Source organism: Enterobacter sp. ENT03 (assembly GCF_019218745.1).
Taxonomy (GTDB): domain Bacteria; phylum Pseudomonadota; class Gammaproteobacteria; order Enterobacterales; family Enterobacteriaceae; genus Enterobacter_D.
This window is the reverse complement of record NZ_JAHUXA010000001.1, coordinates 398,818-416,877: the sequence shown is the minus strand read 5'-3', so window position 1 is coordinate 416,877 and position 18,060 is coordinate 398,818. Positions and strand designations below refer to the sequence as shown.

Below are 18,060 nucleotides of genomic sequence, written 5' to 3'. Positions count from 1 at the left end.
ATAATACCGGCCAGCAGGCCGGTATTTTTTTGTCTGAGTGGATTAGAGGAGGGAAGCGTGAAAATTATCGCTGTCGCCATTATGGCGCTGTTGCTGAGCGGATGCGGCAGCATTATCAGTCGTACCCTGCCGGGGCAGGGCCACGGTAACCAGTACTATCCCGGCGTACAATGGGACGTTCGCGATTCAGGCTGGCGCTACCTTACGGTACTCGATCTGCCGTTCTCGCTGGTGTTCGACACGCTGTTGCTGCCGCTGGACGCCCATCACGGCCCCTATGAATAATTAGCGCTGATCCCACTCATCGGCTGCCGCGCGGCCTTCTTCGGTATCCAGTGGCGGTTCGAGTTGATATTCACCTTCGTCCCATTCATGCAGGGTGTTTTCTTCCAGCCACTCCTGACGGATCTCGATCTCGTCGAAATCACGATCAAAAACGCTTTGTGCGGCTTCGCCGGTCAGCATCGGCATACATTCGCCGTCGTCGCTTTCTTCTGCTAAAAACTCGGCCTGCCACATGATCTCACCATCCTGCAGCACGTACTTCTGGATATTAAACTGCTCCACACTTGCGTTTTCTTCATCCAGTTCCGGATTCGCCGCCAGAAATTCTTCACGTGCAGCATCAATGGCTTCTTCCAGCGTGGCATACATAGTCATTGTCTTCTCCCTGTAATTGGATGTGATGTTCAGGGAAAGAATAGTTGAAGATCACGCATCGCAAGTATGAAAGTGCAAAAACAGTTCCTGGCCGTGGCTTACCAGTAGCTGTTCCATGGCTTACTCGCCCGGGTTATCGCCTCCAGCAGAAAATAGTCGCCCCAGCAGCAGCATTCATTCACGCCAGCATTCCCTTTAAAATGATAAACCGAATGTTTCAGCAGACCCGCACCCGGCACTGGTTCGCGATTAACATAACGCGTGATTAGCTCGTTCAGCATCCTCAACGCCAGGGTTTCATAACTTTCACGATCCGCATGCGTCAGCGGTAGCACCGAAATCAGTTCCAGTAGCGCGCACACAACAATCGCAGACGCGGAGCTGTCTCGCTCGCTGGCAGGATCGGTCAGGGAGAGATCCCAGTAACAAACCAAATCTTCCGGCAGGCGATTAATAAAGTAATTCGCCAGCACCTGACTCAATGCCAGCAGACGTTCATCACGGGTGTAACGATAATTAAGCAGGAAACCGTAAATACCCCATGCCTGACCCCTGGCCCAACAGGAGTCATCTGACCATCCCTGATGCGTATTGCCAAAACGCGGCGTGCCTGTGACCACATCCCAGTAATAGGTATGAAAAGTGGAACCATCCGGGCGCACGATGTAACGGCGCGCCTGGTCGATATGCCGTCTGGCGGCGTCGGCATAGCAGGCATTGCCACTGATTTCGCTGGCCTGGTACAGCAGTGGCAAATTCATGTTGCAGTCGATGATCATGCGCCCTTGCTGCTCTGGATTATCCAGCGCTCCCCACGCCTGAATAATGCCGCATTTCTCATGATAGCGTTCCATTAACGCCTCGGCGGCCAGCAGCGCGATATATCCCGCCTGCGGCTTGCCGGTCAGCTTTTTTCCGGCAAGACAGGAGAGGGTATACAGAAAGCCGAGATCATGATGATTGGTGTGATCGCGCATAACAATGCGACGGGCGAACGCTTCAATGTGCTGCTCTGCCAGCGCGCGGTATTTCACATCCTGCGTCCACTCCCAGGCCAGCCACAGTTGACCGGTCCAGAAGCTGGTGGTCCATTCGGTATTATCAATGATCGGATAAATGCCGTTCTGGCAGGCCGCATCGGGAAACCGGGTCCCGAACCAGGCCATATTGCTGTCAATTATCTTTAACACATGCGGCACGCTTTCCCGGATGGTGCGGGCGATCTGTTCCCGCTCGCCGTCATGCAACGTGTGTAGGCCGATATTTTCTTTTTCCCTGCTCTCAGACATGTTCATCCCTCCGCGGGTTTAAAAAGTAGTAGCTTGCCCGCCGCTTTCAGAGACAGCAGACGGTTTAATATGGTGATAACAACGAGAAAGGGTGAACGCCGAAACGAGGGTAAACGCCAGCGCCACCATCCCCATGATCAGATAGGTTTGCTCAAACCCTATTTTTTGATAGGCATATCCCGCAGGCGGTGCAATGACCACCGAGCCGACGTAGATCATCGCCTGATAGCCGAGCAGGTACATGGTGGCATTGATGCGTTTATCAAAATGCTCGGCGATATATTTAAAGACCGACACCAGAATCAGTGCCATCTCCACGCCGTAAAGCGGTTTGATGATGCAGATAATCGTCGGATCATCCGTCAGGCCGGAGATCACCAGTCGCAGGCTGATAATGACGCCGGTAAGCAGCATCCCCTGCTTGGCGCCGATACGGTTAACGATCGCGGGGGCCAGCATCATGCTAAAAAATTCGGCACACGACTGGGCGGTGCTCATATAACCAAACATGGCATTGCCCTGTTCTTTCGTCGCAAAAAACGTCACGAAATAACGCGAAAACTGCTGTTCGGCAATGAACATCATCCACGCCACACCGGCGATATATAACGAGAACATCCAGAATTTTTTATTAGCGAACAGACTAAATACATCCGCTAATACGATTTTATCTTTCGACAGCACGTTATTCTCTTCTTTGCCAAAATGGTCAACTTTCAGGGTTAACAGCACGGCAAAGACGCACAGCGCAGAGAGGCTACTGATAATAAAATTAATTTTCGGTGACAGATTATAGAAATAGCCGGAAAACGAGGAGGCGGTCGCCCAGCCAAGCGCCGCCCACATCCGAATACGACCAAATTCCATTTCATAAAGACGGCTGAAGCGGTCAACGTAAGATTCCTCTGCCGCCACCCCCGCGTACCAGCCAAAACTGAAAAATAGCGCGCCGACAATCATGCCGCTGATAAAATGCGTTTGTAACAGCGGCAAATAACACCAGATAAAAAAGGGTGCCATTAATGCTGAAACCAGCGAGACAAAATAGAGCAGGCGTTTACTCATGCCGATTTTATCCATGATAAAGCCATAAACCGGTTTAATGGCGACGGCAAAAATACCGTTAACCGCAAATACGGTACCAATCGCCATTGCATCGAGGCCTGCTTTATCACCCAGCCAGATGGCATACATCCCGAAACTGGCCGCCCAGGTAAATCTGAATAAAAAGACAAATAAGCTCAGCTTGATATAGGCCGAACGTGTCGACTGAATACTTTCTGACATCCCTTTCCTCCTGACGCCGGTGAGGGCGCGTCGTTAGTTAATTTCAATGGTTCTGCCGTTGACATGAAGCTGCCGCTGCTCGCTGTCGAAATACACGGCCTCGCAGGTCGTCTGTAGATGGCCTGGCGTGGCGGCGACCCAGGTTGCCAGCCAGTGCGACCCGGCGTTTAAGGTGGTTTGTAAACAGGGGATCATCGCGGGCGGGGCAAACAGGATATTGCTGCCCGGTGGCGTGAGCACCGTGGAGGGTTGCCGTCTGTTCAGCAGATCAACAATCTGGCTGATGCCACTGCTGGCGCGCAGGGTGAGGCCATTACTCTCGGAAAGGCTGTCGGTAAGCGCATGATGATCAACGGCAAAGCCGCCTTCGCAACAGTCCAGCGCACGGGGAGTGCTGATGTGATGAAGGCGAATATGCGCGGCAGCGGCAGGAATAAGCCAGGTAGTGACCCGCACATCCGCCCAGGGACGCCAGTCGCAGCGCAAGTAATCCGGGGTAATGGCGACCTCATCACATTCACGACGCCCCCGATAGTAATCATCGCCGGCGCTGAACAGCAACATGGAATCGCAGGCCGCATGGCGCAGCCCGTAACGTCCCCGTTCGAGGGTAAAACCAAAATGGCTGGAGTAAGCAAATTTGCTGTATTTCTGCTCGAAATTAACAAAATTATTGCGGTCGAACTGACCGGACATCAACAGAAAGGCGTGATTATCGCGGTCGCTGCGGATAATGAACTGACCGGCTTCTGCAATGCAATGGATCGACGCCAGCGCAGGCAGGGGCTCGCATTCGGCCTGCCAGAATTCGCTGTTATCCGGCAGGGCGAGGATCAGCATCGCTTTCAGCGCCCAGTATGGCGATCCCGGACTGTTGTAGTCCTCCGCCATCACCAGATTCGGGTAGTGATAGCCGATGCTGAAAAGGCCATCGCGCATAATAAACGGCCTGGTCAGCCAGTCATCCAGATGGCGGGTAATTAATCCTTTTATGATGCCTGGCGTAAAAACATCAAGGCCGGTAAAGGCAACCGCGCTCCAGAAAGCGACCTGCACAAATCGATAGGTCAGGCTGCGACCGAAAGGGATCGCGGCACCCGTCGGGGTGAAATAGTAAATATAATCCTGAGCAAACTGGCGTGCCCGCTGGCGATAACGCATACACCGCTGCGGATCCACATCCTGCATAAAGTGGCTGTACAGCAGTCCGTAAAAATGAAAGCCGCTGGCAATATAATAATCCCGCGGTTTGTCTTTGCCGTCAGAATACCAGCCGTTGCCCAGATAAAATGCCTCGGCCGCGTCCAGATGCTGGTTAATAACCATCATGTCGTAATCCGCGCCAACGCATTTTAAACCCACCTGAATAAGTACCGGGAAAAAGTGCCAGTTATTATCGGGAACGTTAATGGTGGCACTTTGTCGTAACCAGCGAACCAGATGGTCCTGTTCTTTGGCGGTTAATGCCCCCCACAGTGGACTGCCTGGCAATGCCAGCCCCAGCCCAAAGACGGCCATCTCCACACAGCGTTGATCGTTATCCTCCAGATCGCCCCAGTATTCATGATGCTGCGGATCGGTCCCATGCCGAATACCCTCCAGAAAATCTGCCCATAACGGCGTCGTCGTGCCGCCGCTTAAGAGGGGGAAAAGTCCCCACAGCAAACGAGAAAAGCCTTCCATGCCGGCGATGCTGGCAGAATATTGCGCGCTGGTTTCGCCCATTTTTATTTGCGTACGACCTGGGGAAAACCCGGCTGTTGCTGCGGTGAGCCACGTTTTTACCCGCTCACAATAATCGTCTTTTGTCCGCATAATTTCACCTGACTCAGGAAGTAATGACAGGCGGATAATAAAGATACGCGAAGGTTTACAAATGTGACGCGGGTCGAGTTTGTCAGCAGGTGACATCATCAAAATAAAAATCTTGCGGCAATATCGACCTGAAATTTTACTGAGATGATAAAAGTTTAAGTTTATTAACACCGGCATAAGGGTAACGTCATGACCGACCGTGCAAGAAATAACGATGCCGTGGATTATCTGGAATATATTCGGCTCAATGAGAAAGCCATTTACTTTAATCGTATGACGGATATGCCCGCCAACTATTACCACTGGCATCAGTGCGTCGAAATTCTGGCGGTGTCGCAGGGCGTCGGAATTGCGCTGGTCGAGCATCAGCAATACACCGTAAAGCCAGGCCGGCTGTTTATTTTCCCGCCGGGAAAACTGCACAAGGTGTATGTTGAGCAGAATGAACGGAACCGCTATCACCGCACCACCATTCATTTCAACAGCACTCTGCTGGAGCAATACTGCCGCGACTTTCCGCGCCAGCAGGCGCTATTAAGGCAATTGTGTGGGCGAGGGGAAAAAGCGCGTGTCTTTGATGTGAGCGCGGAACAAGACGCTATTGAGGCATTATTGCAGCGCTTTGAGAAATGGATCGCCGGCGATTTGTTCAGCACCAGCGACAGCGCATTTCTGGTGATGCAGTTGCTGAGCTTGTTACCGGAGCAGCAACAGGCCAGCGGTAAACATACCTTTTCGACCCGGCTGATCGGCTGGATTGAGGAACATTATCAGACCTCCTGCTCGTTACAGCAGATGGCTGACGCCATGGGATGTTCCAGGGGCCACACCTCGCGGCGATTTCATGATGAGACAGGCGGCACGCTTCAGGAATATCTGGTGATGAGGCGGCTCCGGCAGGCCTGTGAACTGCTGTTACAGTCCCGCCTTTCGGTGCGTGAGATTGCCCGGCTGGCGGGCTTCACGGAATACGCCTGGTTTATTACCTGCTTTAAGAAACATATGGGCAAAACGCCGCTGCAATATCGTAAAGCCCATCTCACCAGTCAGCTATCGCGTGAGGCCGTCATGGATGAACGTATCGAAGGCCGCCGCAGACTCAGCCAGGAGTAGAACACGTTCACCATCACCACCGACGCGGTGACGAAAAATACAGTGCGAAAGCCATAGCTGGCAGATACCGCCGCGCCGATCAGCGGGCCGGTGACGTTGCCAATATCGCGGAAGGACTGGTTATAGCTGAAAATGCGCCCGGCAATCTGATTGGCTGAGTTATAGACCAGCAGCGTCTGGACTGCCGGCAGCAGCGCACCATCCGCAGCGCCGAGCAGAAAACGCAGCACGCCAAGCTGTAGCGGCGTCTGCACAAAGGCCATCGGGATCAGCAGTAAAACCGACACCATCAGCGCGGCGATAAGAATTTTTTCAGGCCCAATGCGATCCCCGAGCTTACCCAGCCGTGGCGCGCTTAACAGGGCCGCCACGCCAGGTACTGATGCGATCATGCCGCTGATAAAGGCGATATTGCTGACATCCCCCGCCAAATCGCGCACGTAGAGCGTCAGAATAGGCGCAATGGAGCCGGTGGCAACCTGGATAATTAATGTGGTGATAAACAGGCTCAGCACCAGTCTGGGGTTTTTCAGCGAGCCGATCACTTCCCGGGCGTGCAGCATCTCTTTCCGGGCGACCGGCGTAAAGTTTTCGCGGATACTGAACAGCGTCAGTAAAAAGCAGATAAACAGTACGCTGGCCGTAATGAAAAACACCGGGCGTAAACCGTAGTTGTCGGCCAGAAGCCCGCCTGCCAGCGGCCCTAATAATGCGCCGCTCACGCCGCCCGTCGAAAGTGTTCCCAGCGCCCAGCCGCTTTTGTTTCGCGGCATTTGCGTGGCGATCAGTGCATTGGCATTGGGAATAAAACCGCCGAGTAAACCCAGACAGGCGCGCAAAATAAGCAGGTGCCAGATATTCTGCGCCAGACCCATCAACATCATCACAATCGCCATGCCGAGCGCTGAGCGCAGCAGCATCAGTTTGCGGCCTTTGCGATCCGCCAGCCCGCCCCACAACGGCGAGGCGATGGCGGAAAACAGAAAGGTAATGCTGAATACCAGGCCGGACCAGATATTGAGGGCGCTGTGGCCGCTGACGCCTAGTTGCTCAATGTAGAGCGGCAGAAAAGGCATCACCAGGCTGAAGGCCGCGCCGGTAAGAAAACAGCCGATCCAGGCAATGGCAAGATTCCGTTTCCAGTTCAGAGGGTTCGCAGAGGGGGACATAGTCATCCGGTCACAGAGTTATCAGTAGAAGTAATAATAAGCTTGCTAAGCATACGCCTGCTGAAAGAGTGCCGCAAACCGGAGAGCGCTTAAAGCTTAGAGGGGAGGGGAGAAGATGCCGGGTTGCGCTGCCGCTTACCCGGCCTGCAGTTGAAGGTTAATAGCGCGAAGGGACGCCTTGCGGGCGGGTTTTGAAGCGGCGGTGCAGCCACATGTACTGATCCGGGGCCATCATAATGCATTTCTCGATCACGCCGTTCATCCAGGTCGCGGTGGTTTCTGCATCATCGAGCGGCGGATCGTTAAGCGGATCCAGCATCACCAGTTCATAGCCTTTACCGCCCGGTTTACGGCGCGGCACAAAAGGAACCACACTGGCATTGGACATGCGCGCCAGCATCCAGGTGCCGGAGGTGGTTGCCGCCTGCTCGACGGCGAAAAAGGGCACGAACACGCTGGAGCGTGGGCCGTAGTCATGATCCGGCGCATACCACACCACTTCACCGTTTTTCAGCGCCCGCACCATGCCTTTCAAATCTTTGCGATCGAGCATGGTTTTATTGGAGCGCAGGCGTCCCCAGGTTTGCAGCAGATCGATCACCGGATTATCGTTCGGCCGATAGACGCCAATTCCCGGTGTCTGCATACCAAACATGCGCGCGCCCAGTTCAAGCGTCAGAAAATGCACGCCGATGAGCAAAATGCCGCGCTTCTGGCGTTGCAATTCGTATACCGGTTCGAAATTGATGATGTCAGCCCAGCGCGCTATACGTTTGTCCGACCAGAACCACGCCATACCGGTTTCAAACAGCCCCATGCCGACGGATTCAAAATTCCTCACCACCAGTTCGCGGCGTGCCTCGGCGCTCATGTCCGGGAAACACAGCTCCAGATTACGGCTGGCAACCTGCACACGGCGCTTCATCACGCGCAACGCCAGATGACCCAGCCCCATCCCCATCCGGTAAATCACCGGGTACGGAAGCTGCACCAGCAGCCACAGCAAACCAATGCCAAACCAGGTTAACCAGTAGCGAGGGTGGAGTAAGGCGGTGGAAAATTTTGGTAGATGTGTCATGTCATTCCTGTGATTCGACAAGCCGTGCGTTAAAGCCTTCGCACTAAAATAAATTAACCGGCATTCCTGCCGAAGAAAGCGTGAATTCCAGAGCGTCGCTGCATGATATTTTTTCTGATGAGTGAAATGTAGCGCAAAATGTGTGGATGTAAATTAACAGTATTTGCTATATGATGCCGCCCGTTTTTCATCCATCTCTAATGATTGCAGGAAAAGTACACCATGCCAGTGTTACACAACCGCATTTCGAATGAGGAACTGAAGGCGCGTATGCTGGCGGAAGCCGAGCCGCGCACCACGGTTTCATTCTATAAATATTTCACTATCCACGATCCGAAAGCGACGCGCGATGCCCTCTATCAGGCATTAACGGCGCTTAATGTTTTCGGGCGCATTTATTTAGCACATGAAGGTATCAATGCGCAAATCAGCGTGCCGCAAAGTCAGTTTGAGGCGCTACGTGATTGCCTTTATGGTTTCGATCCGGCGCTGGACGGCCTGCGTCTGAACGTGGCGCTGGACGATGACGGAAAATCCTTCTGGGTGCTGCGCATGAAAGTGCGCGACCGTATCGTCGCCGACGGCATAGAAGATGAGACATTTGATGCCAGCAACGTGGGGGATTATCTGAAGGCGGCGGAAGTCAACGCCATGCTCGACGATCCCGACGCGGTGTTCATTGATATGCGTAACCACTACGAATACGAAGTAGGACATTTCGAAGATGCGCTGGAGATCCCGGCGGATACCTTCCGCGAGCAACTGCCGAAAGCGGTCGAAATGATGCAGGAGCATAAAGACAAGAAAATTGTCATGTACTGCACTGGCGGTATTCGTTGCGAAAAAGCCAGCGCCTGGATGAAACATAATGGTTTCAACAAAGTGTGGCACATCGAAGGCGGGATCATTGAATACGCGCGTCGCGCCCGTGAGCAGGGGCTGCCGGTACGTTTTATCGGTAAAAACTTTGTGTTTGATGAGCGGATGGGTGAACGGATCTCTGACGATGTGATTGCCCACTGCCACCAGTGCGGCACGCCGTGCGACAGCCATACCAACTGCCTGAACGACGGCTGTCATCTGCTGTTTATTCAGTGTCCGGCCTGTGCCGAGAAATTCAGCGGCTGTTGCAGTGTGTTGTGTCAGGAAGAGCGGGCGCTGCCGGAAGAAGAGCAACGTCGCCGTCGGGCAGGACGTGAAAACGGCAACAAGATCTTCAATAAATCGCGGGGTCGTCTTAATACCACGCTCGGCATCCCCGACCCGGAATAATACTTTATGCCGGGTGACGCACTGGCGCACCCGGCATCATCATGCATTACTTCTTACGCACACCTTCTACCGAAATAATCAGATCCACATCCTGAGACGCCGGACCGAGATCGGTGGTGATGTTGTAATCTTTCAGCTTGATTTTACCCGCCGCTTCAAAGCCTGCGCGCACGCCGCCCCACGGATCGTCACCCTGACCAATCAGCTTCGCTTTCAGCGTGACGGGCTTCGTGACGCCATTCAGCGTCAGATCGCCGGTAATATCCAGCGCATCTCCGTCTTTCTTCACAGCGGTGGAGGCGAAGGTCGCCTGCGGGAACTTCGCGACATTCAGGAATTCCGCACTGCGCAGGTGTTTATCACGCTCGGCGTGGTTGGTGTCCACGCTGTTGGTGTTGATGGTGACGTTCACTTTATCTGCCGCCGGGTTTTTCTCATCGAAGGTAAAGGTGCCATCAAAGTCTTTGAACGTACCGTACAGCCAGCTGTAGCCCAGATGCTGAATACGGAAGTTAACGAAGGCATGCTGGCCCTCTTTATCAATTTTATAGTCAGCGGCCACGGCGGAGCCGGTAGTGAACAGCAGGGCGCTCAGCGCCAGGGCGGTAATACTTTTCTTCATCGTTACGCTCCAGAGTCAGGGGATGATTTACCCAGCATGCGCTTAAGGGTGTCATCTTTATCAATAAAGTGGTGTTTAAGCGCGGCGAGCGCGTGCAGCGCGGAGAGGATCACCACGCTCCAGGCCAGCCATAAATGGATTTCACCTGCCAGATCGGCCTGTACCCCCGCATCGGCAAAGGTGGCTGGGATCTCGAACCAGCCAAAGACGCTGATGGGCTTACCGTCGGCGGTGGAAATCAGATAGCCACTGAAGACAATGGCAAACAGCAGACCGTACAGGGCGACATGGCCGGCTACGGCGGCAAGACGGGTCGTGCGCGACCAGGATTTCAGCGCCGAAGGCGGCGGGGAGATCACGCGCCAGAGCAGACGGATCACCAGGCCCATCATCAGCAGAATGCCGATGCTTTTATGCAGTTCCGGTGCCTGGTGATACCAGCCGTCATAATAGCTGAGCGTCACCATCCACAACCCAAGGGCAAACATCCCATAAACCACCAGCGCCATCAGCCAGTGGAGGGCCATCGACAGTGCGCCATAACGGCGGGGAGAATTACGCCATTGCATATAAATGTCCGTTTTAAATAACAAGGAGAGGGTAAAATGGCGTGGTGAAAATAAGATTGCAACTTATTAATAACAAAAATGAACAATAATTTTACTCATTCATTTTTATTGATTGAATAACGCGAAAAGCGTTCAGTGATTTCGTAGTAAATGACGCCATCAGACGGCAATGCCGTGATTCCTGGGTGTTATAAGTTATAACCTTCATTCAAAAAAATTGTGCAGAAATGCGCTGATCTTCAGGAACTGTCAATTTTTGTCAGGCGTTTTTAATCAATTAAATAGAGATAGATAATATCCAGCACGCCAAGCAGTAACCAGAAGGCGAGATAAAGCATGAAGTGCTCGCGAATATTATTCATGAAAAATTCAAATAAACGACGCATAGCGTTCCTGGTGATCGGATCAGCAAAACTGGCCCGCAGAAGCGGGCCTGGGGGGATTAGCGTTTATCGAAGCGGCGTAGCGCGAACGGCGCGAGATCAAAGGCAGAATCGCTTCCTGCCGCGAACTGTGCGGCGATCTCTCCCAGTACCGGGGCAAACTTAAAGCCGTGCCCGCTCAGGCCGCTGATCAGCAGCGTGTTGTCATGGCCTGGCAGCGTGTCGATGATAAAGTCCTCGTCCGGGGAATTATCATAGGTACAGGCTGCGCCATGCAGGCAGCAGCCTATGCCAGGCAGGAACTGACGCAGGAAAGGAAAGGCTTCAGAGCCATCGGTGGCGACGCTGCCAAACGGGGTGCGCTCTTCTTCCGTGGTGATACTCTGTCCGCCGTTATGCTTGCCGATCTTCAGTTCGTCATTCTCGGCCGGGAAGCCGTAAAACTGCTCGCCAGACGGCATTTCGCCGGTAAAGGCCGGGAAATTATTTTTGGCGCTGTAACGGCCATCGGCCTGATACCAGGCGAAGATCTTGCGTACCGGCTGCACCGGCAGGGACGGGAGCAGACGGGTCACCCAGGTACCGGCGCTGACCAGCAGTTTTGCGCCGCTGTACTGACCGTCGGCGGTATCAATGGTCACGCCGTCATCATGATGATGTATGGCGGTGACCGGGCAGTTAAACAGCTGCGCGCAGCCCGCTTCACGGGCGAGGCGGATCCAGGTTTTGACCGCCAGTTCACTTCTGAGCAAGCCTGACTGTGATTCAAACAGGCCGATATAGCCCTCCGGCACGCGGATCTCCGGCCAGCGGGCCATCAGCGCGTCGGCATCAAGGCGTTCAACCTCGAGGTTAAATTCACGGGCGCTTTGGGCGACATTGGCGAGGAAAGCGGAATCCGCAGGACCAAGATTAATCACGCCGGTGCGCTCAAAGACCGCTTCTCCACTGTCAGCGGCCAGCGCATCCCACAGGGATTGTGCGCGCAGCACCAGGGGAACATATTTTTCCCCCTCGCCGTAGGCGTGGCGAATCAGTCGGGTATCACCGTGGTGGCTGCCATGCTGATGGGGCGGCAGCCAGGCATCGGTCATCAGGACGTTCAGCCCGGCGCGCGTGGCATAGTAGCCTGCGGCGGCTCCCACCGAGCCACTGCCGACGATGATCAGGTCATATTTCATTACGCTCTCCTGGCAAATTCTTCACCCGGCAGAGTAAATAACCTCTATGCGATATACAAGCGCAGAAACAAATCAGGCACCCCTGAGGGTGCCTGTAGGACAAAAGATACGCATGTTCTAGTGTCGGCGATACTCGTCCGCCTGAAAGTCGCCGGATTCGATTTTGGCGATCCCTGCTTCCAGAATCGAAATAAACTGACGGGCAACTTCAGTGGTAAGCCATAGTGTCTGTCCGACCTCAGTGTCATCACGGTCGGGCTGGCTTGGGGTCTGGTAGTGCAAACGCAGCATCATGGCATCGTAGCTGTCGACGGTGCTGATGTCCCACCCAACAAGCGGATGAGTTTGAATGACTTCATTATTTTTAACCATTTCAACCCCCTAATGCGTGCGTGAATACAACGATTCTTGAGGTTCAATGCGTGTTTTTCTGAAGCAAGTTAAGTATATCAATAATTAACATGAATGCGTTAATTATTAGATCTATCGGCCATTTCGATTTTTTATTTAAATTTTTTTGAAAGAAAGAGGGAGGTCTTGCAGGTTGTTTTTTCGCCATCATTTGATTTCAATAAGAAAGCGACGGAAAAAATAATTAAAAAAGCCGGGGCGACCCGGCAAAAAGAACAATGAGGGTACTGCTTCGGATGATTTATTCGCGGGCATCAGCTGCGCCCGGCATTAGATTAATCCTGTCTGAACCAGTCGTCGGCGCTTTCCCAGGTTTCCTGGAGAATTTCGCTGACGCGGTCTTTGTCTTCTTTGCCCGCACCAAACACCGTCAGGCTGTTGGCGGTGGCGTAACGCACGGAGACTTTGCCTTCGCTGTGGGGATAGTCATCACAGACGCGGCGGGAGAGTTCCTGGGCCAGCGCATCAATAGCGCCCGGCGGTAAGGCTGTGGTTTTGGCGATAGTCACTTCAATACGCATAATAGCCCCCTGTGTAATGTACTGTTTATTTATACAGTCATTATTGCTGATTTACAACAGGGGGCAGCGGATTTTTAACGCTTCACGGTCCAGCGCACCTTTTCACCGGCCAGGAACGGCACCAGGGTGTCATCGGTCAGCGGAATGCTCTCCGGCACCTGTTCCTCCTCACGCACCAGCTCCACAAAGGTTTCGTTTACCGGCAGGCCATAAAAACGCGGGCCGTTCAGCGAACAGAAGGCTTCGAAATGTTCCAGCGCGCCCATCTCTTCGAATACGGTGGCGTAGCTCGCCAGCGCCGTCGGCGCGTTAAAGCAGCCTGCGCAGCCGCAGCTTGCTTCTTTACGGTGGCGGGCATGCGGCGCGGAATCCGTACCGAGGAAGGCGCGCGTAAATCCGCTGGCGACCAGCTCGCGCAGTGCCTGCTGATGAATATTACGTTTGAGGATCGGCAGGCAGTACAGGTGCGGGCGCACGCCGCCCACCAGCATATGGTTGCGGTTAAACATCAGATGCTGCGGCGTAATGGTGGCGGCCAGCAGCTCATTGCCCTCGCGCACATAATCAGCGGCATCTTTGGTGGTGATATGTTCAAACACCACTTTAAGCCCCGGCAAGCGCTGACGCAGCGGCTCCATCACGGTGTCAATGAAGCGCGCCTCGCGGTCAAAAATATCGATGTCGGCATGGGTGACTTCGCCATGTACCAGCAGCGGCATACCGAGTTTTTCCATCCGCGTCAGCACCGGCATAATCGCATCAATGCTGGTCACGCCGTGACTGGAGTTGGTGGTGGCATTGGCCGGATAAAGTTTGGCGGCGGTAAACACCTTCTCGTTAAAGCCCCGCTCAATTTCGTCAGGGTTTAACGTGTCGGTCAGATAGCAGGTCATCAGCGGCGTGAAATCATGCCCGGCAGGCACGGCGTCCAGAATCCGCTGGCGATAGGCGATGGCAGCGTCAACGCTGGTGACGGGCGGCACCAGGTTCGGCATGATGATCGCCCGACCATACAGCGCACTGGTATAAGGCACCACCGTTTTCAGCATGTCGCCGTCGCGAAGATGAATGTGCCAGTCGTCTGGGCGGCGGATTTTCAAAACCTGGGGTTGTGCTGTCATGGTGTGCTCCGGCTTGCGTGGTAATCAGTCAGTGATGGCTGGTTTTATGCCGGGCACAAAGGATAGGCGTAAACGTTTTCGTTTGCATCCCTTTTCCATGCGTCAGGCGTAAAAAAGGGCGCCGCGCGCCCCAGGATTAATTGGTGAAGGGAATGACAATTTCGCCGGGTTTCACTTCTATACCCTTGGCAAATTTCTTCGCCAGCGCTTCGCCTTTGCTGCTGTCTTCTCTCAGCACATAGGCCGGTTGCTGATTAAAATAGTTGCGCAGCGACTGGTTGAGATAGGGCATCAGGGTCTGGAGGACGCTCTGCATTTTTTGTGGCGTAACGGTGGCGTCAACCACTTCCATCTCCTGCAGATAGATTGCGCCTTTCTCTTTGTTGAACACCGGCAGCGCCTTGAGCTTCAGCGCAATAGTGGCTTTTTGATTGCCGAACAGGGAGGTCATATCCAGATTGGCATCGCCGGTCAGGGTGACTTTATTCGGTTCCTCGCGCCCAATCGCGCTGTTCAGATTACGCAGGACAATGTGCGCGTCGGCGACGCCAGGAACGCCAATATCGCGGGAGAAATCATTGCGCTTCTGTAGCGCCTGGTTGATTTCCTGCTCATTCACTGTGTACTGGGTTAACGGGTTACACCCGGCCAGTAAACCGCATACCATCAGCGTAGCGGCTAAGACTATCTTCTTCATCGGCTTCCTCAACATGACACCCGTCCGTTAATCGTGACACAAAGAAGCATCACGCACCAGCGCAGCACACACCAGCAGAAAACGCCGAAAAGCAGGACGGGCGCTTTCGCACCCGTCTCGTTACACTCAGATTGCCATGGAAGAGAGCAGATTAATCTGCGTCTGTTTGGCCATATTGTCGCGGTAATCCGCCACGCGGGTCGGCCAGGTAATGCCAGCCACCAGCGTCAGGTTACGCAGCAGGGGGAAGAGATGAATGTCATCGTCGGATAGCTCGCCGTTGACGGCATTGGGCTTGACGATCAGTTTATCCAGCGCCCTCAAATCGTCGCTGATGTTCTTAATTAGCCCGGCGGAGTGGGCGAGATGGTCGGCAAAATCACCCATCGCCGCCTCTTTTTTTGCCACAAAATACGCGCGGGCTTCCGGCGTGGCAAACTCATCAAAGGGGGATTTGGCAAAGCGCGGGATCAGCAGGCGATTCACATAGCCATTCACCTTCCGCAGCCAGTCGGCAATGGCCGGGTTTTGCGCCCCGGTGAGCAGCGGTTGATGGTCAAGCTGATCAACATAATGAACGATGTCCATGCTTTCCGGCAGGTAGCGGCTGTCATCCTTTTGCAGGATCGGCGCCATTTTCTGACCAATCATACGCACGGGCGTGGCTTCGTCATCGTTGAGCAACACGTTCAGTTCGACGGGGAGATTCTTCAGGCCGAAAATCATGCGGGCTTTAAGACAGAACGGACAGTGATCGTAGATATAGAGCTTCACGTTTCTCCTCCAGATGATTGTGGTCCTCACATTCAGTATGGAAGAGAAAAATGCGGCTTTCAAATCAAATGCCTGGCTCAGGCACCTCTGAGCGGGAGCGTTTATGGCTGAACTGCCACCACAGCGCAAAGAAGGTAACAAGACCGATAAGCGCCAGCATCACCCAGGGCAATTCAGGTTGTGCCGACATTTTTCCGGCGTCGAACAGCCAGCCGCCGCCCGCATAGCCCAGCGCGCCGCCAAAGGCCAGACCCAACCGGCTAAAGCCCATATAGCTGCCCCGCGCCCTGGCATCGGCCAGTTCTGCCCCCAGGGTTTCCCGCGCCGGTTCGGCAATAATCGCGCCGAGATAAAACAGACAAATCAGCATAAATAGCTGTTGCAGCGTGCCGACCATGCCAATCGGTAACAGGCTGAAGGACATCAGCAGCAGTCCGGCCATCAGGCGGTGCTCAAGACGAAAACGTTTTTCGCTCCAGCGGGCAAGCGGGTAGAGCAGGGTCAGCGACAGGCTCGCTTCAATGGCATACATCCATTTGACGGCGGCAGGGGAGCCGGCGATGTCGTTCACCATGATCGGCAGCATCAGCATCACCTGTACCGCCAGCATGTAATACCCGGTCAGCGTCAGCACGTAGGCGACAAAGCGTTTATCGCGCAGCACCCGCTGCATCCCCTCGCGCACCGGGGTTTTCACGGTCGACAGCTTCCAGTCCGGCAGCAGCCAGGCGTTAAATCCGGCGCAAAGAATAAACAATACCGCGCCGGTGGCGCACACCAGCTGGAAATCGTACTGCAAAAGCCAGCTGCCAAGCAGCGCGCCGATCACTGCGCCAGCGCTGTCCTGCATCATCAGCAGCGAGAAAAAACGACCGCGCTGGCGAGGGCGTACCAGCTTCACCACCAGCGCCGAGCGCGGCGGGTCGAACAACGTGCCACCCAGTCCCGACAGAATACAGGAGAGCCACAGCAGCCACGGCTCGTGCGCCACCGCCATGGCGGCAAAGCCGGCGGCACGCAGCAGCATACCGGTGACGATCATTGGCCTTGCGCCAAAGCGGTCTGCCACCGCACCGCCGAAGATCCCCAGCCCCTGTTGCACAAACTGACGCAGGCCGAGGGCAATACCCACCATCAGCGCGGCCCAGCCGAGCTGATCGACGAAACGAATGGAAATAAGCGGGAAGACGACAAAGAAGCCCAGCACCACCAGCATATTGTCAATCAACAGGAAATATTTACCCAGGCGCCGTGCCTGCGATACGCGGGACATCTCCCCTCCGGGGAACAAAAAATCACCTGCTTATTCTGCGGGGTGGCGCGGCGTTTTCCCACCCGCTGCGGCGACAATATTTTTTCATCAAACCACCATCTTGATTGAGGACCTTCATCGAAAATCCCTTCCGGCGCAGAAAATGGTATGTTGCTGTTTTCACAGAGTGGCGTTGCACAGGTATAGTTAAGAAAAAGGGGTAACAAGACGTGAGCGGAAGGAGTGGTGATTAATGTTTGGCTATCGCAGTAACGTACCCAAAGCACGCCTGACGACAGACCGCCTGGTGGTGCGTCTGGTGCATGAGCGTGATGCCTGGCGACTGGCCGATTATTACGCGGAAAATCGCCAGTTTCTTAAACCCTGGGAGCCGATCCGCGATGACAGCCATTGCTATCCGTCTGGCTGGCAGGCGCGCCTCGGCATGATCAACGAATTCCATAAGCAGGGCAGCGCCTTCTATTTTGCGCTGCTCGATCCTGACGAAAAAGAAATTATCGGCGTGGCGAACTTTTCCAACGTCGTGCGCGGTTCATTTCATGCCTGCTATCTCGGCTACTCCATTGGCCAGAAATGGCAGGGGCAAGGGCTGATGTTCGAAGCGTTGAGTGCGGCGATCCGCTACATGCAGCGCACTCAGCACATGCACCGCATCATGGCCAATTACATGCCGCACAATAAACGCAGCGGCGATTTGCTGGCGCGTCTCGGTTTTGAAAAAGAAGGCTACGCCAAAGCTTATCTGTTAATCGACGGACAGTGGCGCGACCATGTGCTGACGGCGTTAACCACCTCAGACTGGACCGCGGGTCGTTAAGGAGAAAA

20 protein-coding genes are annotated in these 18,060 nt (G+C 54.3%); 4 read left to right on the top strand and 16 right to left on the bottom strand.

Translation table 11 applies throughout. The features are described from left to right. Window positions 1-57 precede the first annotated feature (57 nt). Complete coding sequence (locus tag KW828_RS02045) at window positions 58-285, top strand: YceK/YidQ family lipoprotein (protein WP_218334768.1); 228 nt, start codon at window positions 58-60, stop codon at window positions 283-285. Here the strand turns inward: KW828_RS02045 and KW828_RS02040 are convergent, their stop codons facing one another. From KW828_RS02040 to KW828_RS02025, 4 genes are all read right to left on the bottom strand, one after another. Continuing rightward, a complete protein-coding gene (locus KW828_RS02040) occupies window positions 286-660 on the bottom strand; it encodes a MysB family protein (RefSeq protein WP_088219681.1) in 375 nt (124 codons plus the stop codon). It lies immediately after the preceding gene. A gap of 98 nt (window positions 661-758) precedes the next feature. Then, a complete protein-coding gene (locus KW828_RS02035) occupies window positions 759-1,949 on the bottom strand; it encodes a glycoside hydrolase family 88 protein (RefSeq protein WP_218334767.1) in 1,191 nt (396 codons plus the stop codon). A gap of 18 nt (window positions 1,950-1,967) precedes the next feature. Next, a complete protein-coding gene (locus KW828_RS02030; protein ID WP_218334766.1) occupies window positions 1,968-3,236 on the bottom strand; it encodes an oligosaccharide MFS transporter in 1,269 nt (422 codons plus the stop codon). Between the two features lie 33 nt (window positions 3,237-3,269). Beyond that, the gene (locus KW828_RS02025; RefSeq protein WP_218334765.1) at window positions 3,270-5,051 is read right to left on the bottom strand and encodes a DUF2264 domain-containing protein; all 1,782 of its coding nucleotides are present in this window, start codon (window positions 5,049-5,051) and stop codon (window positions 3,270-3,272) included. A gap of 189 nt (window positions 5,052-5,240) precedes the next feature. Here KW828_RS02025 and KW828_RS02020 point away from each other — a divergent pair, with 189 nt between their 5' ends. Further along, a complete protein-coding gene (locus tag KW828_RS02020) occupies window positions 5,241-6,164 on the top strand; it encodes an AraC family transcriptional regulator (RefSeq protein ID WP_218334764.1) in 924 nt (307 codons plus the stop codon). Here the strand turns inward: KW828_RS02020 and mdtG are convergent. After that, window positions 6,098-7,333, bottom strand: a complete 1,236-nt coding sequence (gene mdtG / locus KW828_RS02015) for a multidrug efflux MFS transporter MdtG (protein WP_218334763.1) — start codon at window positions 7,331-7,333, stop codon at window positions 6,098-6,100. The two genes, KW828_RS02020 and mdtG, sit on opposite strands and share 67 nt — an antisense overlap. Window positions 7,334-7,490: 157 nt before the next feature. Beyond that, window positions 7,491-8,411 (bottom strand): Kdo(2)-lipid IV(A) acyltransferase, encoded by a 921-nt coding sequence (locus KW828_RS02010; protein ID WP_218334762.1) that lies wholly within the window; start codon window positions 8,409-8,411, stop codon window positions 7,491-7,493. Between the two features lie 222 nt (window positions 8,412-8,633). Here KW828_RS02010 and KW828_RS02005 point away from each other — a divergent pair, with 222 nt between their 5' ends. After that, window positions 8,634-9,683 (top strand): rhodanese-related sulfurtransferase, encoded by a 1,050-nt coding sequence (locus tag KW828_RS02005; protein WP_218334761.1) that lies wholly within the window; start codon window positions 8,634-8,636, stop codon window positions 9,681-9,683. A 46-nt stretch (window positions 9,684-9,729) separates the two neighbouring features. Here the strand turns inward: KW828_RS02005 and KW828_RS02000 are convergent, their stop codons facing one another. The 10 genes from KW828_RS02000 to mdtH form a co-directional block, all read right to left on the bottom strand. Continuing rightward, complete coding sequence (locus KW828_RS02000; protein WP_218334760.1) at window positions 9,730-10,305, bottom strand: YceI family protein; 576 nt, start codon at window positions 10,303-10,305, stop codon at window positions 9,730-9,732. 2 nt (window positions 10,306-10,307) lie between these two features. After that, window positions 10,308-10,874 carry a cytochrome b gene (locus KW828_RS01995; protein WP_218334759.1) on the bottom strand — a complete coding sequence of 189 codons (567 nt, stop codon included), beginning with the start codon at window positions 10,872-10,874 and terminating at the stop codon, window positions 10,308-10,310. 269 nt (window positions 10,875-11,143) lie between these two features. Next, complete coding sequence (locus tag KW828_RS01990) at window positions 11,144-11,260, bottom strand: YceO family protein (protein WP_218334758.1); 117 nt, start codon at window positions 11,258-11,260, stop codon at window positions 11,144-11,146. A gap of 56 nt (window positions 11,261-11,316) precedes the next feature. Next, window positions 11,317-12,438 carry an N-methyl-L-tryptophan oxidase gene (solA, locus tag KW828_RS01985; protein ID WP_218334757.1) on the bottom strand — a complete coding sequence of 374 codons (1,122 nt, stop codon included), beginning with the start codon at window positions 12,436-12,438 and terminating at the stop codon, window positions 11,317-11,319. 117 nt (window positions 12,439-12,555) lie between these two features. Further along, on the bottom strand, window positions 12,556-12,810 hold the full coding sequence (gene bssS / locus KW828_RS01980; protein ID WP_088219673.1) for a biofilm formation regulator BssS: 255 nt from the start codon (window positions 12,808-12,810) through the stop codon (window positions 12,556-12,558). 314 nt (window positions 12,811-13,124) lie between these two features. Beyond that, window positions 13,125-13,370: a DNA damage-inducible protein I gene (dinI, locus tag KW828_RS01975; protein ID WP_088219672.1), complete on the bottom strand. Its 246-nt coding sequence runs from the start codon at window positions 13,368-13,370 to the stop codon at window positions 13,125-13,127. Between the two features lie 74 nt (window positions 13,371-13,444). Beyond that, entirely contained in the window at window positions 13,445-14,491 is a 1,047-nt protein-coding gene (gene pyrC, locus KW828_RS01970; protein ID WP_218334756.1) for a dihydroorotase, read from the bottom strand. A gap of 136 nt (window positions 14,492-14,627) precedes the next feature. Next, a complete protein-coding gene (locus KW828_RS01965; RefSeq protein WP_218334755.1) occupies window positions 14,628-15,188 on the bottom strand; it encodes a lipoprotein in 561 nt (186 codons plus the stop codon). 126 nt (window positions 15,189-15,314) lie between these two features. Next, on the bottom strand, window positions 15,315-15,962 hold the full coding sequence (grxB, locus tag KW828_RS01960) for a glutaredoxin 2 (protein WP_218334754.1): 648 nt from the start codon (window positions 15,960-15,962) through the stop codon (window positions 15,315-15,317). 64 nt (window positions 15,963-16,026) lie between these two features. Beyond that, window positions 16,027-17,235: a multidrug efflux MFS transporter MdtH gene (gene mdtH, locus KW828_RS01955; RefSeq protein ID WP_218334753.1), complete on the bottom strand. Its 1,209-nt coding sequence runs from the start codon at window positions 17,233-17,235 to the stop codon at window positions 16,027-16,029. Between the two features lie 232 nt (window positions 17,236-17,467). Between mdtH and rimJ the strand changes: the two genes are divergently transcribed. Then, window positions 17,468-18,052 (top strand): ribosomal protein S5-alanine N-acetyltransferase, encoded by a 585-nt coding sequence (gene rimJ / locus KW828_RS01950; RefSeq protein ID WP_218334752.1) that lies wholly within the window; start codon window positions 17,468-17,470, stop codon window positions 18,050-18,052. Window positions 18,053-18,060 lie beyond the last annotated feature (8 nt).